This is a genomic window from Dubosiella muris (assembly GCF_004793885.1).
GTDB classification, from domain to species: Bacteria; Bacillota_I; Bacilli_A; order Erysipelotrichales; family Erysipelotrichaceae; genus Dubosiella; species Dubosiella muris.
On the sequence record NZ_SRYG01000011.1, the window covers coordinates 24,626 to 40,295 of the forward strand.

Sequence of the window (15,670 nt, forward strand, 5' to 3'; positions counted from 1 at the left end):
AAGGATTTGATTTTCATATGAACAAGCCATTAATTGACCAACTGCTTGCCAAGCCGAACGTGACTTTGGTGGGCGTGACGAAAAAACATACAAAAGCCGAGGTGGACGAACTGGCCGCCCTGGGCGTCCAGGTGTTTGGCGAAAACCGCGTGCAGGAGTTTTTAGAAAAATACGATCCGGCGTACACCTGGCATTTGATTGGCCATCTGCAAACGAACAAGGTGAAATACGTCGTCGGCAAAGTCGACGTCATTGAGAGTGTGGACTCGCTCAAGCTGGCGCAGGAAATCGACAAGCAGGCGCGCAAGCTGGGCATTCGCCAAAAAATTTTGATTGAGGTCAAAATCAGCGACGATCCAAACAAAACCGGTTTGCCGCTTTCGCAGCTTGAGGATCTCGTTCAAGCTGTGCAGACGATGGACCATTTGGTGTGGAAAGGATTGATGTGCATCGCTTCCCATACCGACGATGAGCAAAAAGTCGCCCAGGAATTTGACGAAATGAAAAAGCTATTCGACGCGTACCAAAAACAATATCCGCAAATCGACACGTTGTCTATGGGGATGTCGCAGGATTACGCGCTGGCCATCGAGCATGGTTCCAATATGGTACGCATTGGCACGGCGCTGTTTGAAAAAAAATAATCTTTTTGATTGAATTTTTAGAAAAGTTTGTTAAAATACAATTAAGAATGATTCTCATTTTAAGGAGGTAGCCATATGTCGAAACAGAAGGATACTCTCCTGCGCTTGATTGCGGCGAATAAAGGCCATCCAAGCGCCGAAGAATTGTTTCTTGAGTGCAAAGAGAAAAATGTAAAAATTTCGATCGCGACGATTTATCGAAATTTGAATCTTCTCGTTCAGGAAGGAAAGATCGCCAAGATCAGTCTTCCCAACGAGCCGGACCGGTACGATTCCAGAACGGATACCCATATCCATGGCGTCTGCGACCGGTGCCACGCGATCGAGGATTTTGAAATCGCGGAACTGGACGCGTTTTTAGCCAAACAAACCGGTCTTGCGATTCATTCTTATGATTTGACGCTTCATTACACGTGCGCGAAATGCCGTAAAAAAGAGGCGTTGAACATTTATTCTTGGTTATGATCCACGGATCTAACATAAATAAAAAAAATAGGAGGCTACAATGGAAAAATCACTAAAAGGTACAAAAACTGAAAAGAACTTGTGGGAAGCGTTTGCCGGTGAAAGCCAGGCACGTAATAAATATACGTATTTCGCAAGTGTTGCGAAAAAAGCCGGTTACGAGCAAATCGCCGCTTTGTTCCTGAAAACAGCGGACAATGAAAAAGAACACGCGAAAATGTGGTTCAAGGCGCTCGGCGAACTGGGAAACACGGAAGAAAACTTGCTAGCTGCCGCAAAAGGCGAAAACGGCGAGTGGACAGACATGTACAAGAGAATGGCTGAGGAAGCCGACGAGGAAGGATTCCCTGAACTCGCCCGCAAATTCCGCGGCGTTGCGATGATTGAAAAAGCGCACGAAGAGCGCTACATCGCCCTGCTGAACAACTTGAAAGAAGAAAAAGTCTTCAACAAAGACGAAAAAACGATGTGGGAATGCCGCAACTGCGGATTCATCGTATTCGCTGAAAAAGCGCCGGAAGTATGCCCGGTATGCGATCATCCACGTTCTTTCTTCGAAGTTCGCGCTGAAAACTACTAAAATATTAAAAGTCCGCAAATGCGGACTTTTATTTTTTGGATTGTTTCCCATAATCCCCCGATATATCGTGTGCTATAATCTTCCCATGAATCAAAAAAAGAGAAAGAAAAGAAAACTGCGGACGTGGGTCAAAGTCGTTTTGACGCTGCTTGGCATCACGATCGCATGGAGTGTCCTGCGTCCTCTTCTTTCCAAAGAGGAACATGAAGCGAATCGAAACGATCCGGATCAGACGGCTTACAAAGTCGACACCAACGCCGTTGTCCTGATCGACCCCGGACATGGCGGGATGGATGGTGGCGCCATCTCGACTTCAAACAAAGCCGAAAAGCAATACAGCCTCGAATACGCGCTGAAAATCGGCGAGTACATCCAGCAGTACAATCCGAACATCGAAGTCATTTACACGCACAACAGCGACGAGATCCCGTGGGAAAACGTCAATTCCTACAATTACGCGCTGGACGATCTCAATGGCCGAACTAATTTAATTTACGAAAAGGATCCGGATTACGTCTTATCCGTCCACTTCAACTCGCGGGAAGACAACAGCGAATACGGCTATGAATCGTATGTACGTAAAGACGACGTCGCCAGCGATACGATTTACTCGTACATCGTGAAAAATCTGGAGGCGATTCCCTGGAGCAAAAACAACGGTGGCTGGTCGACCGAGGGTTATCCGCTTCAAATCGTCGACATGGTCAAATCCCCTTCCATGCTCATCGAGCTTGGCTACTTGACCAACGCCAACGAAGTCAACGAGCTCAACACCGAAGCCACCAAGGACAAAATCTGCAAGGCGATCGCCAAGGCGTATTGCCAATACATCGCCGACAATCCAGGGCCGACCGAACGGCAGGATCTGGCGAAAAATCCGAACGTGATCGCGGAAAACCTGCCGGAAGAAGAACGAAAAAAAGTGGAGGAAGCCCGAGCGAAAGAAAAGGCCGAACAGGAAGCCGCGCAAGCCGCCGCCAATTCATCCTCGGCTGAGCAAGTTCCGAACACGAACTGATCCTACAAAAAAATCTGAATTCGATAGGAATTCAGATTTTTATTTTGTAAAGGCGCAGCCGTTCCAGTCCCGGTCTTTAACCAAACCGTTTTTTTGATAAAAACGAATCATTTTTCTGTTATGGTCCGTCACCAGATGAATTTGATAGACATCCTGATAATCCTGAAGGATCGTTTGCAGCAAAGCGCTGCCAATCCCTTTGCCTTGCGCTGCCGGATCGACGAGCAAGTCTTGAATGAAGACGACCGAAACGCCATCTCCAACGACCCGGATCAGGCCTGCCAGTTTCTTTTTCTGGTATGCGCCGTAAATTTTCAGAGAACGGGAAAACGCCCGTTTCAGACGTTCCGGCTCTTTCGTGTATGCCCGCCATCCGACTCGCTCGTATAGCGATACGATTTCCTGCTCGTCGTACGTCGTATATTCCCGAATCACGAACTCCATTTATTTTTTCGCTTTCTCGGTTTCTACGATTTCCGCGTCTTCCGCGCACACCGGCAAAATAAGCCGGACTTCCTCGATGCGGTTTTTGTCGATTTTTTTCACTTGCAGGATAATGCCGTTTTCCAGCGTCACCTGGTCGTTGAGCTGCGGCAGACGACCAAGCCGGTCGATAATCAAACCGCCAATCGAATCAAAGTCCTCGCTGTCCAAATGAAGATGAAGCTCGTCGTTCAAATCATGCAAATTGATAAAGCCTTTTATATCGTAGGTGTGATCGTCGATTTTTTGAATGTTCTCCATTTCATGCGCGTCGTATTCGTCCTGCACTTCCCCGACGATTTCCTCTACGATATCTTCCACCGTGACGATGCCGGCCACTTCGCCGTATTCATCGAGCACAATCGCCAAATTGAATGTCGATTGCTTCATTTCCATCAGCAAGTCCGAAACGTTTTTGTTTTCAACCGTAAAATACGGTTTTCGCAAAATCTTGCGAATGTCGAAGTGCTCCAGATCTTCATACAAAAGCAAATCTTTCATATTGATCAAGCCGATAATATTGTCCACATTGCCTTCGTAAATCGGGATCCGGGTAAACTGCTCTTCCCGGAAAAGACGGATCAAATCGTCGTAGCTGCTTTCCACATCCGCCATCACGACGTACACCCGCGGCACCATGACGTCTTTGGCCACCGCGTCGCCCAAATCGAACACGTTGTTGATCATTTCCTTCTCGTCTTCCTCAATCACGCCCTCCTCGTGGGACACGTCGACGATCGTGCGCAGTTCCGACTCGGTCATGCTCGGTCTGGAATCTTTGCCAACGCCAAGAATCTTTAAGATGCAGGCGCTAAACAAGTTGATGAACCAAATGACCGGCGTCAGGATGCGCATCAAAAACAAAATGACCGGACCGTACGCCAGCGCCAGCTTTTCGGCGTTTTGGGTGGCGATCGTCTTTGGCGTGATTTCACCAAAGACCAAAATCAAAAACGTGATAATGAACGTCGCGACGCTGACCGCCGCGCTGCCGCCAAACGACAACGCGATCATCGAAGCGATACTAGCCGCGTACGTATTGACCAGGTTGTTTCCAATCAAAATAGCGCTTAGCATTTTCGCGTCGTTTTCAAAAATCTTCATCAACGTCTGCGCGCGTTTCACCCCGGATTCCGCCATGCTGCGAATCTTGATTTTGCTCACGGCGACCAGCGACGTTTCGGCTGAAGAGAAAAAGCCCGACAACAGCAATAAAATCAGCAGTACAACGATTTGTTTCCATATGTCTTCATTCATGAATTGTTTCACTCCTTTGTCCTTGCGGGTAAAGCCAGCCGCACCGCGCCGGGAACGATCCCGATCCATGGATCCCGGCATTTGCGCACTTCCCCATCCATATTCGCATAAACGACGCGGCCATTCGTATCGACATGCACCAAAGACGCGGTTTTCATCGTCACGATTTTCTCAAACGCCACATGCTCGCCGCGCGCGTACGCTTTGGAAAACCGGACGATTTGATATTTTTGAATGTCGTGAATCAAACACACATCCATTTTTCCGTCGTCGACTTGTCCATCCGGACAAGGCTGGTATCCGCCACCATAAAACCTTCCGTTGCCCAGCACGACAAACGCGTAGTCCTTTTTTAGACTGTCCACGCCGTCGATTGCCAGCGACAACGACACGTTCAGCGGCTTGAGCAAGCTTTTCGCCATGCCAAACGTGTAGGGAACGATCCCGGTTCCCGGAAATTTTTTCCGGCATTCGTTGACCGCCTTCGCCACATGGACATCGAAACCAAACGAAATCGTGTTGATCGCGTACTCGCCATGCATACACAACACGTCGCACTCCATATGCCGGGGCCGCTCGTAACGGGTCAAATCCAAAAAATCCGTCAGCTCGTATTCCGGAAACGACTTGACGAAATCGTTTCCCGTTCCAATCGGGCAAATCGAAAGCAGCACATGCCCGGCGTGCACGATTCCGTTCACGATTTCATGCAGCAAGCCGTCCCCGCCACACGAAAACAAGTGAACCGGCTTTTTTTGCAAGGCGTAATGACGGGCGATATGGGTCGCGTGTTCCGGATAGCGGGTCCATTCCACTTTGACATCTCGCCCGATCCGCCATTGCTCGACTTGCGCCAGAAGCGCGGCCCGACGCGACGCGTCCGCCAGGCCATTGACAATCAAAACGGTTTTCATTGACCGGATCCTTTCAGCTGCTCGACGCAATAGTGCGCAAGCGCGAGTCCGGCCGCCGCCGGAACGAACATCATGCTTGGCAGCGGCTCGCCCGCCTCGACTTTGACTGGAATCTCGCTGGAAGCCGCCACCATGATTTTTTTCCGGATCCGCTCTTTCCGCTTCCAGACGCGCAGCCGTTTCGCCATCGGATCGTAACTCGTCTTTTCTAGCTCCATCACTTGAATTTTACACGGGTCCTTTCGGCGCGCCATCCCCATGCTGCAAATAAACGGAATGTTTCGATCCAGGGCGTAGCGAATCAAATCCTGCTTGGAAGAAATCGAGTCGATGCAGTCGACCACAAAGTCGATCGGGTATTGATCCAGTACCTCGTTCATATGACCATCATACGTTCCATGAATGGCGACGACTTGCGTTTTTGGCGCGAGCGAAGCGATTCGCTCTTTCCATACCTCTACCTTTTTCCGGCCCACGCTTTCAAACGTCGCGACAAGCTGGCGGTTGATATTGGACGCTTCGACAATGTCCCGATCCACCAAAACAAGATGGCCGATTCCGCTGCGTGCCAACGCTTCGATGCACATGCCGCCCACACCGCCGACGCCCACGACCAAAACCCATTTCGTTTGCAGGTTTTGGATCGAGTCGCGCCCCAGCAGCAACTCGCTGCGTTCATTCGCCTTTGTCATCGTACCACTCCTTCACCGTTTTCAAGATCGAATCCTGATCCGTTTTTTCAAACCAGCGCACCGGGATCTGGTGATTGAACCACGTCATTTGCCGTTTCGCGTACTGGCGGGTGTGGATCTTGATTTTTTCCTTCACCATTTCCTCGGACCATTCCTTTAAAAAATATGGTTTGAACTCCTTGTAGCCAATGCCTTGAAAACTCGTGTATTCCCACGTCTTGGGATCCGAAAACAAACGGCTCGCCTCCTCGACCAGTCCCTGGGCGAACATTTGCTCGACCCGCTCGTCGATTCGCTCCATGAGCCGGCTTCGCTCCAAATCCAGGCCAATCCATAAAATGTCGTACAGCGGCTCGTGCCGCTGCGCCGCCTCGCGTTCGCTCTTCGTCGTTCCCGAACGGGCGATTTGCAGCGCCCGGATAATTCGCTTCCGGTTGTTTGGATGGATTGTCTTAGTCGAAGCGGGATCTTCTTGTTTCAAACGCTCGTACAGCGCGCTCGTTTCCATCCCCTCTAGCTCCTTTTCGTACGCCTTGTCACCAGGCTGCTCTTCAAACTCGTAATCATACAGCGCCGCTTTCAAATACAGCCCGGTCCCGCCGCACACGATAGGCAGCTTGTGGTGGCTGGCGGCCGACTCGATCGCCGCCCGGCATTTTTCCTGAAACGCCATCACATGAAACGGCTGATCATACGATTGGATATCCAGCAAATAATGCCGGATGCCTTGTTTTTCCTCGTCTTTGATTTTCGCGGTCCCGATATCCATTCCCCGATACACCTGCATGCTGTCGCCGGAAATGACTTCCCCGTCAAACAGCCGGGCACACGTGATGGACAAACTCGTTTTGCCGACACCCGTTGGACCGACGATTGCCAGCACTTTTTGTTTAGCCACGTTCAAATTCCTTTCTAAGGTCGCCGTCGCTTAAAGTGATGACGGTCGGCCTGCCATGCGGACAATGATACGGCTGTTCGCATTTTTGCAAGTCGGCGATGACTTGCCGCATCTCGTCCATCGAAAGATTCCGGTTGAATCGAATCGAGGAGTGACACGCCATCGTCGCGATCATATGCTTTTGGATTTTCGCCAGGTCGACGTGCAAATCCCGCATAAAGAACGCGATCAAGTCGTCCAAAAACGCCTGCTCGTCCACCTGTTTGAGCCAAACCGGCACTTCCCGGACGAGAAGCCGGTCCTGCCCGAACGGTTCGAACCGCAGTCCGAAGTACGCGATCTTTTCATTGATCGTTTCCACATGGGCCATCACCGACGCGCTCACATGCACCTGCATCGGCAGCATAAGGGTTTGCGTTTTCGTCGTTGGCGTCAAAAACCGCGCGCGCAGCTGCTCATAGTGGTAACGCTCCTGCGCCGCGTGCTGGTCGATAATGACGAGCCCTTCTTCGTTTTCACACAAAATATACGACGACTTCAACTGGCCGATAATGCGAAGATGGCCAAAGAAATCGTGACCGAGCGCGTGGTTCTCGACGTGTTTTTCCTTCGTCGAGGCAATCGACGCCATCACGGTTTCCGTGGATTCCGACACGACCGGCGGCTCTTGTGCGGGCGCAGCCGGAGGAACCGGCTCCTCCTCCACCATGCTCATAAAGTTTTTCTTATGATATTCATACGATTGAGCCGATGGCGCCGGCGTGTCGTTGAAAACAGGTTCCCTCTTGACTTTTTCCAGTCGGGGCGATTCCGGATCCAGGGCGAGCGCCGGCTGTTCCACCACGGGCTCGTCCTGCGACGTGCGCGACACGACGACCCGTTTCGGATCGACTTCCACCGTTTTCAGTTTTTCTTCAAACAAGCCGGCAATCGTTTGTCGAATTAATTCGACGAGATCGTTTTGTTTCGTGAGCCGGATTTCCCATTTGTTGGGATGCACGTTGACGTCGACGAGCTGCGGATCGACTTCGATGTCGATCAAAAAAATCGGGTAACGGTTGGGCGGCATGAATTCATGGTACGCGTCGATGATCGCGTTTTGCAGCGGAAGACTGCGAACGAGCCGGTGGTTGACGCTAATAAACATGAAATATTTCGTCGCGCGGTTGATTTTGGGCTGGATCGCGTACCCGTGGATATGAAAATCCAAAGTCCGGGAATCGAAGGCTTCGGCGGCGGACGCCACCTCTTTCCCGTACATTTGGTAAATGATTTCCAAAATGTTGCCTTTTCCGCTCGTTTGAAAAACAAGCCGTCCATTGTGGGAAAGCGAAAAACGAATGTGAGGGTACGACAGCGCGAGCTTGTTGACGAGTTCCGCGATAACCGAAAACTCGTAATTCGACTTTCGCAAGTATTTGAATCGGGCCGGCGTCTTGTAAAAAAGACCCGTCACCTCGATTCGCGTACCCGCCGGACAGCTTGTCGCCTCTTCTTTGATTTTCTCGCCATAATCGTAGACGACTTCCGTCGCCTCCTGGCCGTTGTTCGTTTTCAATTCCACATGCGCGACCGCCGCGATGGAAGGAAGCGCCTCCCCGCGAAAGCCCATCGTCTGGATGTTGAACAAGTCGTCTTCGTCCAAAATCTTGCTCGTGGCGTGCCGCACAAATGCCAGCGCCGTGTCTTCGGCCGCCATGCCCAGCCCGTCGTCCGTGATGACGAGCTTGTCGATGCCGCCTTCCCACGCCTCGATCGAAATCGAAGTCGCCTGAGCGTCGATGCTGTTTTCAACGCATTCTTTGACAATGTTGGCGGGCCGCTCCACGACTTCGCCCGCCGCAATCATGTTGGATAAATGTTCACTCAATACGTGTATTTTCGCCATGGTTTATTCCTCGATTTCCTCTTGCAGCTTTTTCAGCTCGTACAAGCAAGCCAGCGCCTCCCGGGGAGTCAGCTCGTCGACGTCGATCGTTTGCAATTTTTGGATCAGCTTCGATTTTTCCGGCTTGACTTCGTCCATGATAAACAAATTAGGCTGGTATCCGCTTGTGTTGTCTTGCGACTCGAATCCTTTCAGCAAGCTGGAAGCGCGCTCCAGCACGACTTTGGGCAGTTTAGCGAGCCGGGCCACGTTGATGCCATACGACTTGTCCGCCTTGCCTTTGACGATGCGGTAGCGAAACTCGATTTCGCCTTTCTTTTCCTGCACGTCGACGTGGACGTTTTTCATCGTGGCGTGCTCTTCTTCCAAATTCGTCAGTTCGTGGTAATGAGTGGAAAACAGTGTCTTGGCTTGGAGGGCCGCGTCAATGTATTCAAGCATCGCCTGGGCGATCGCCATACCGTCGTATGTCGCCGTTCCGCGGCCAATTTCGTCAAAAATAATGAGCGAGTCGGCCGTGGCGTACTGGAGGGCCGCGTTGGCTTCCATCATTTCCATCATAAAAGTCGATTTGCCCGTCAGCAAATCGTCGCTCGCCCCGATCCGGGTAAAGATCCGGTCGAACAACGGCAGGTTCGCGCTGCGCGCCGGGATGAAACTTCCCATTTGCGCCATAATAACGAGCAGCGCGTTTTGACGCATATACGTCGACTTTCCGCCCATGTTCGGTCCGGTAATGAGTTCGATGTGCTCCTGCTCGTCCATGATCCAGTCGTTAGAAATGTACGCGCTCATGCGCGCATCCAAAATCGGATGCTTGCCTTCGAGCACTTCCACGCGGTGGCTGGCGTTGAATCGGGGCCGCACATAGCCTTCCTTGCCCGCCAGTTCGGCCAGCGCCACGAGCACGTCGACAGTCGCCAAAGCGTGGGCGCACGTATGCAAATCGAAAAGATTCGCCTTGATGGTCGCCAGCAGCTGCTGGAACAGCTCCATTTCCAGCTTCACTTTCCGTTCCTGGGCGTGGAGGATCTTTTCCTCCTCCTCTTTCAATTCCTGGGTTATAAAACGGGTGGCGTTGGCCAGTGTCTGCTTGGCCACATAGCCGAATTCCGGCTTGATTCGTTCAAGATTTCCGTTCCGCACTTCGATATAGTATCCAAACACGCGGTTGTAGCCGATTTTCAACGACCGCACTTCGGTCCGTTCCCGTTCTTTTTGTTCCAGAGCGATGATGTAGTTTTGCCCCTCATCCGCGATTTTTTTCACTTCGTCCAGCTCTTCGGAGTAGCCGGCCCGAAACACGCCGCCCTCTTTTAGCGTCAAAGGCGGCTCGTCCACGATCGCGCCCTGAATCGTTTCATACAAGCTCTGGCATGTGGGAACCGATTGAAACTGCGGATACGCTTCCAGCCGGCCGGCCATCTCGAGAATCGGCGCGGCGTGCTCGAGCGAGGCGACAAGCTGGATGATGTCGCGCGGGCTGGCGTTGCCGTACGCGATCCGGGAAGCCAGGCGTTCCATGTCGTAAATAAACCCCAAATGATCTTTCAGCTGTTCCCGCAGCATGAAGTCGTCCATCAGCTGCTCGATCGCGTCCTGGCGCTGTTCGATCGGGCCTTGTTCGATGAGCGGAGCGACGATCCACTGTTTGAGAAGCCTTGCGCCCATGGCGCTTTGCGTCCGATCCATGAACTCCCAAAGGGAGATGGCTTTGGCGGCGTTGGAACGGCTTTCGGTCAGCTCGAGATGCTGTTTCGTGTCGTAATCCATTTGAAGGATATGGTCCTGGTCCATTTTCTCGATTTGGAAAAAATGGTCGATGTGCTGCTTCTGGGTCTTTTTCAAATACCCCATCAGCAAGCCCAGCGTTTCGCGCATCGACTCGTCGTTTTCGGTCAGCAGCTTTTCATCGTCGGGCTCCAGCGGGCTTTTTTTATGGGTCGAAATCAAAAAGCGGTCCAGTTCCTCAAACGCCGCTTTCCATCGTTTATCCATTGTGGAATCCACGACGATTTCGCTCACATTCATTTCCAGCAGCGCTTTTTGCAGCCGGACGAGCGAGCGCTCCAGCTTTTGGCTTCGAAGCTCGCCTGTACTCAGCTCGCAATACAAAACGCACACTTCATAGCCATTCATATGAATGGCGGCTAAATAGTTGCTTGCTTTGGATTCAGACGTTTCCTCCATGTACGTGCCGGGCGTCACGATTTTGATAATGTCCCGATCCACGAGCCCTTTGGATTGGGATGGATCGGACAGCTGCTCGCAAATCGCCACCTTGTAGCCTTTTTTGATGAGACGCTGAATGTAAGCCTGCGCGGCGTGGAACGGGATGCCGCACATCGGCACTTTTTCTTCGACGCCCGCCGAGCGGCCGGTCAGGACAAGGTCGAGTTCCCTGGAGGCCGTTTTGGCGTCTTCGAAAAACATTTCGTAAAAATCGCCGAGCCTGTAAAAGAGGATCGAGTCCTGGTTTTCTTCTTTCAGCTTTAAATAATGCTGCATCATCGGAGTGTATTGCTGTTTTTTTGGCACGTTTCTTCGTCCTTTCTATCCATCTTCAAGAAATCCTTGTTTTTCATTATACCAAATCTTTTCGCCTTAGTGATATACTATGAAAACAAGGGGGTCATTTGTGAAACATAAAATCAAAATCGGAAAACACACTTTGCGAATCGACATCGGCTTTATTCTCATTTTGCTTTGGATGTGCGCGCTCAGCTGTCTTGCTTTATATACATCGTTTAATTTGATCAGTATCGGATCGGGTACCCGCTATCTTGTGATGCAGGTCATCTGGTACATCGTCGGCTTCACGACGATGGGGATCATCGGCTATTTTCACAACCGGGTCTTGTACCGCTACATGCGGCCGGCCTACAACTTTTTGATGGGATGTCTGGTGTACTTGTTTTTGTCGATGGTCTGTTCCCGGCTGCTTCACTTCAACCTCCCGCTCGCTCCGACGCTCAACGGCGCGGTTTCCTGGTTTCAGATCCCGTTCATATCGAGTTTTCAGCCTTCGGAGTTTTTGAAGATCGTCCTGATTGTCATGACGGCGCAAACGATTACGAGCTTTCAGAAAAAGCATAAAAACCCGACCATGCATGACGATTTGCACATGCTGTGGGAAATCGGAAAAGTCGTGCTGCCGCCGCTGGTGCTCATTTTTCTTCAACCGGACACGGGCGTTTGCATCATTATCTTCGTCACGATTCTCGTCATGCTTATGTGCTCGGGGATCCGGAAGCAGTATATTTGGATTTTGCTCAGTTTGGCGGTTCTCGCCATTGGCGGCTTTTTCTACTTGTATTTTTTCCAGGAGGATTTCCTGCACTCGTTTGTTTCCAGCTACCGCTTGCAGCGCATCGACGCCTGGCTGGATCCCGAAAGCAACATTCGGGGCAGCTCCAACCAGTTGTACACCGCCCTGCTTTCTTTAGGCAGCTCGGGGCTGACCGGCTATGGCTTGCAGCCTAACATCATCGCGATTCCCGAGGCCCATACGGACTTTATTTTCGCGGCGTTTGGTCAAAGCTTTGGTTTGATTGGCACGACGGTGATCGTGCTTTCGTGTTTTGGACTCGACTTGTATTTGTGCAAGATCGCCTACAATATGCGCAACCGGACCGACCGCTTGATCGTCATCGGCGTTATCGGCATGCTGTTTTACCAGCAAATCCAAAACCTGGGCATGATCGTCGGCTTGCTGCCGATCACGGGTATCACCTTGCCGCTTATCTCGTATGGCGGCAGTAGTATCCTTTCCTATTTTATCGCCTTTGGATTCATTTCGAATTCCAGTCCGCAGGCGCGGAAAAAAGGCATTCGAATTGGAAAGTTGAAGAAAAGAACCTCGGCTAATAAAGGTTCTTCAAACGTTTAAGATAGGAATACGTGCGATATCGGGCGAATCGCACTTTTTTTTCGGATGTCCAGATTTCCACTCGTTCGTTGCCGGCCAGCGATCGCTCGAGATGGTCGTAGCATACATGCGCCTCTCCAAGCTCTTTCGATAAAATCGTAATGACCCGGTTAGTGTTCATAATGTACGGATTGCGCAAAGAGTGGTGGTTTTTATGGGAAATAGGCATGATTTCACATAACTGCATCACTTCCAGTCCGCTGTCGATCACGGCTCCGTTAAGGGCGCGGTTCACAGCGGTCGAACCGGCTTGCGAAGAAACGCAAATGCCGGAACCGGTCGCGCGTTCGAAAAACTCATGATCCAAATAAATATCGAGAATCAACGTTTTGGAAAACGATTCGATGCGCATTTCGTTCAAAGAGTAAATCGTTTCCCCGTTTTCCAGTTTCATTGCCAGAAGCGGAGACTGCTCGATGTCCGGCTCGCCTTTTTCAATGTCCTCTAAAAACATTTCAACTTCCTGCTGGGTGTAATCGGTAAAAAAACCAAGCGTTCCCGTATGGATACCGATAAAGGCGATGCGATCCAGCTGCTCCAAATACTGGTGGATGGCCCGCAACAGCGTTCCGTCGCCGCCAATGCATAAAATGATTTCCGGTTGGTCCGGATCGTAAATCCACCCTCGTTTTTCACATTGCGACCGGATGTAGGCCGCGATTTGAACCGAATTGGGATCGGAACGATCGACGATATTGAATTTCATCGGATTGCGAAGTGGATACGTGCAGGAAACTTCGCTCCCCCCTTCCTCGTGCGTATCCTTTGATTCCTTGGTGATTTGGCTCATCGTGCTTTTGTTTGTTTCCTGTTCATTGTATCATGAAAACAGAAGGTGATAGACAATGTACGAAAATAAAGAACGTGAGTTGAAACTTCTGCTTTCCAGGCAAAAGTACGATGAGATTTTATCTTCCTGTGATTTTCCGGTTTGCCGCACGCAAACCAATGTGTATTTCGACACGCCCGATTCGCAAGTGCGCGACGCGGGTTGCGCGCTGCGGATCCGAACTACGAAAGACACACGGATTTTCACATTGAAAAAACGGATCGACCCGATCACGCTCATCGAGCTGGAACGTCCGGTCGACGCCGACACGATTGCGACCATCCGCGATCCGCAAGTACTTTCGTGGCTGACGGAGTATCATATTCCTGTTCATAAACTTCAGCCAGTCGCTTCGTTTACGACAACAAGGCGTCTTTTAAAACTCGACCACGCCGAGCTTTGTCTGGATCAGACGACATTCGCGCACCATACGGATTATGAAATCGAATATGAATATTTTGAAGACCACGACGGAGTGCGGGCGTTTAACGAGTTTCTCGCCCCGTTTGGATTGCGGTATGAAAAAAATTGCTCCAGCAAAATTGCCAGAGCAATGAAAGATTGAGCCAAATTAGATTTTGTGCATCAAGCGGTAGAAGAAGGATTTCGAATTGTATTCTTCTTCTTTTCTTTTATAGTCCTCGTTTTTGCGTTTGAGCTCTTCCGCCTCGGACAGTTCTTTTTTTAATTTCTGATTTTCAGATTCCAATTCGGAAATTTTAGACTCTTTTGTTTGGTTTTCCAGCAAAAACGTCTGCCGGTTTTTTTCCAGTTCCAGCAGCAGTCTTTCTTTATACAGTTGCTCGATTTGATTCGCCGCTTTTTCCTTCTCTTCAATGATCGCTTTCAGCTTCTCATTTTCATAGCGAAGTTCCATTTCCACAGCCGACACTTCGTGTTTTTCCTTCCGGAAATACGTCGACAGTTTTTCCACGCCTTCCGCTTTGATCGTGATCCGCTTCGTTTCCGGGTTTTTATATTTCCAATCTTTATCCGGATTGTCTTTGACAAGTTTGGCGATGGCTTTATCGACTGTATTCCGGGATTTGTTGAAATGCTGACAAATCTGCGCAATATCCATATCATAGTAAACGTCGATCGTTTTTTCGACTTCAGGCATTCCAATCATCCTCTCTTTTTCATAAATAAAAATCAGCGAATGCATTATAGCATACTTTATATTGAATAGCTATTCCGATTGGTCCGGATGCGAAAAGCGAAAAAAGAACGTCATTTTTGCCTTCTAGTTCCCACTGGCTTTTTATTATATGATTTATATATGATTTTCATATATTTTCAACTTTTTTTGATTTTCTCTTGATTCAGAAATCTGATTTTTACGATTTTAATCATATGATTGGTAAGGTTTGTGTTTTCCACCCTTTCTCCCTGTTTTTCACCTCCTTTTTTTATCCCTTTTCGCTGATAAAAAAGCGAAGGATACAAACGTCCTTCGCTCAAAAAAGGAAATGGTCTACTTTTCGTTCGAACTGCGTCCTTCGAACGCTTTCGCCAAGGTTCGGGCATCCGCGTAATCCAAATGGCCCCCTACCGGAATCCCATGCGCCAGCTTTGATACTTTGACATGGCCTTGCAGCAGCTTTTCCAAATACAACGCGGTCGTCTCGCCTTCAATCGTCGGGTCCACCGCAAGAATCACTTCCTCTGTTTCTTCATTGATCCGTTTCAGCAGCGCGTTGATGTTCAACATATCCGGCAGGATGCCTTTGGATGTGTTAATCAACCCGTTCAACACATGATACACCCCTTCATACGATTGCATATTCTCAATCGCCACAATGTCTTTCGGATAGGAAACGACGCAGATGATGTTCTGATTTCGGTTGTGATTTTCACATATCGAGCAGATTTTGCCGCTGCTCAAGTTCCCGCAAATTTCGCAGTGCTGAATTTGATCTATGCCATTCAGAGACGCGATCAGATCTTTTCGTTTTTCCGCGTCCCAATCCAAAATGGTAAACGCGTATCGTTCGGCGGTTTTCGCCCCGACGCCAGGCAGACGCTGCAAGGCGAAAATCAGATTTTCTAACTGGTTTGGATACATACAGACTCC

16 protein-coding genes are annotated in these 15,670 nt (G+C 50.0%); 6 read left to right on the top strand and 10 right to left on the bottom strand.

Features of this window, described 5'->3' with window-relative positions:
• Positions 1 to 17: 17 nt before the first annotated feature.
• The 4 genes from E5336_RS06320 (at position 18) to E5336_RS06335 (ending at position 2,707) form a co-directional block, all read left to right on the top strand.
• Positions 18 to 644: a YggS family pyridoxal phosphate-dependent enzyme gene (locus tag E5336_RS06320; protein WP_135980265.1), complete on the top strand. Its 627-nt coding sequence runs from the start codon at positions 18 to 20 to the stop codon at positions 642 to 644.
• 75 nt (positions 645 to 719) lie between these two features.
• On the top strand, positions 720 to 1,109 hold the full coding sequence (locus E5336_RS06325) for a Fur family transcriptional regulator (RefSeq protein ID WP_135980266.1): 390 nt from the start codon (positions 720 to 722) through the stop codon (positions 1,107 to 1,109).
• A gap of 40 nt (positions 1,110 to 1,149) precedes the next feature.
• Positions 1,150 to 1,689, top strand: a complete 540-nt coding sequence (gene rbr / locus E5336_RS06330) for a rubrerythrin (RefSeq protein WP_135980267.1) — start codon at positions 1,150 to 1,152, stop codon at positions 1,687 to 1,689.
• Between the two features lie 85 nt (positions 1,690 to 1,774).
• Positions 1,775 to 2,707, top strand: coding sequence for an N-acetylmuramoyl-L-alanine amidase (locus E5336_RS06335; protein WP_135980268.1), 933 nt, complete (start codon positions 1,775 to 1,777; stop codon positions 2,705 to 2,707).
• Positions 2,708 to 2,746: 39 nt separating this feature from the next.
• Here the strand turns inward: E5336_RS06335 and E5336_RS06340 are convergent, their stop codons facing one another.
• Genes E5336_RS06340 through mutS form a run of 7 tightly spaced genes read right to left on the bottom strand, consistent with a single transcriptional unit; the run spans position 2,747 to position 11,377 of the window.
• Positions 2,747 to 3,151 carry a GNAT family N-acetyltransferase gene (locus tag E5336_RS06340; protein ID WP_135980269.1) on the bottom strand — a complete coding sequence of 135 codons (405 nt, stop codon included), beginning with the start codon at positions 3,149 to 3,151 and terminating at the stop codon, positions 2,747 to 2,749.
• Entirely contained in the window at positions 3,152 to 4,528 is a 1,377-nt protein-coding gene (locus E5336_RS06345) for an HlyC/CorC family transporter (protein WP_277820806.1), read from the bottom strand.
• Positions 4,456 to 5,361, bottom strand: coding sequence for a diacylglycerol/lipid kinase family protein (locus E5336_RS06350; protein WP_135980271.1), 906 nt, complete (start codon positions 5,359 to 5,361; stop codon positions 4,456 to 4,458). Before E5336_RS06350 ends, E5336_RS06345 begins: the two co-directional genes overlap by 73 nt.
• Positions 5,358 to 6,053: a tRNA threonylcarbamoyladenosine dehydratase gene (locus tag E5336_RS06355; protein ID WP_135980272.1), complete on the bottom strand. Its 696-nt coding sequence runs from the start codon at positions 6,051 to 6,053 to the stop codon at positions 5,358 to 5,360. The genes E5336_RS06350 and E5336_RS06355 overlap by 4 nt, the downstream gene beginning before the upstream one ends.
• Positions 6,037 to 6,951: a tRNA (adenosine(37)-N6)-dimethylallyltransferase MiaA gene (gene miaA / locus E5336_RS06360; protein WP_135980273.1), complete on the bottom strand. Its 915-nt coding sequence runs from the start codon at positions 6,949 to 6,951 to the stop codon at positions 6,037 to 6,039. Before miaA ends, E5336_RS06355 begins: the two co-directional genes overlap by 17 nt.
• Positions 6,944 to 8,839, bottom strand: a complete 1,896-nt coding sequence (gene mutL, locus E5336_RS06365; RefSeq protein WP_135980274.1) for a DNA mismatch repair endonuclease MutL — start codon at positions 8,837 to 8,839, stop codon at positions 6,944 to 6,946. The genes miaA and mutL overlap by 8 nt, the downstream gene beginning before the upstream one ends.
• A gap of 3 nt (positions 8,840 to 8,842) precedes the next feature.
• A complete protein-coding gene (mutS, locus tag E5336_RS06370; protein WP_135980275.1) occupies positions 8,843 to 11,377 on the bottom strand; it encodes a DNA mismatch repair protein MutS in 2,535 nt (844 codons plus the stop codon).
• 100 nt (positions 11,378 to 11,477) lie between these two features.
• Between mutS and E5336_RS06375 the strand changes: the two genes are divergently transcribed.
• The gene (locus E5336_RS06375) at positions 11,478 to 12,728 is read left to right on the top strand and encodes an FtsW/RodA/SpoVE family cell cycle protein (RefSeq protein ID WP_135980276.1); all 1,251 of its coding nucleotides are present in this window, start codon (positions 11,478 to 11,480) and stop codon (positions 12,726 to 12,728) included.
• On the opposite strand, the gene E5336_RS06380 is transcribed toward E5336_RS06375, so the two are convergent.
• Positions 12,703 to 13,557, bottom strand: a complete 855-nt coding sequence (locus E5336_RS06380) for an NAD(+)/NADH kinase (RefSeq protein ID WP_135980277.1) — start codon at positions 13,555 to 13,557, stop codon at positions 12,703 to 12,705. The genes E5336_RS06375 and E5336_RS06380 overlap by 26 nt on opposite strands.
• Before the next feature lie 55 nt (positions 13,558 to 13,612).
• Between E5336_RS06380 and E5336_RS06385 the strand changes: the two genes are divergently transcribed.
• Positions 13,613 to 14,161, top strand: a complete 549-nt coding sequence (locus E5336_RS06385) for a CYTH domain-containing protein (RefSeq protein ID WP_135980278.1) — start codon at positions 13,613 to 13,615, stop codon at positions 14,159 to 14,161.
• 6 nt (positions 14,162 to 14,167) lie between these two features.
• On the opposite strand, the gene E5336_RS06390 is transcribed toward E5336_RS06385, so the two are convergent.
• Together E5336_RS06390 and recR are read right to left on the bottom strand one after the other, a co-directional pair.
• Entirely contained in the window at positions 14,168 to 14,716 is a 549-nt protein-coding gene (locus E5336_RS06390) for a hypothetical protein (RefSeq protein ID WP_135980279.1), read from the bottom strand.
• 354 nt (positions 14,717 to 15,070) lie between these two features.
• Positions 15,071 to 15,661 (bottom strand): recombination mediator RecR, encoded by a 591-nt coding sequence (gene recR, locus E5336_RS06395; RefSeq protein WP_135980280.1) that lies wholly within the window; start codon positions 15,659 to 15,661, stop codon positions 15,071 to 15,073.
• Positions 15,662 to 15,670 lie beyond the last annotated feature (9 nt).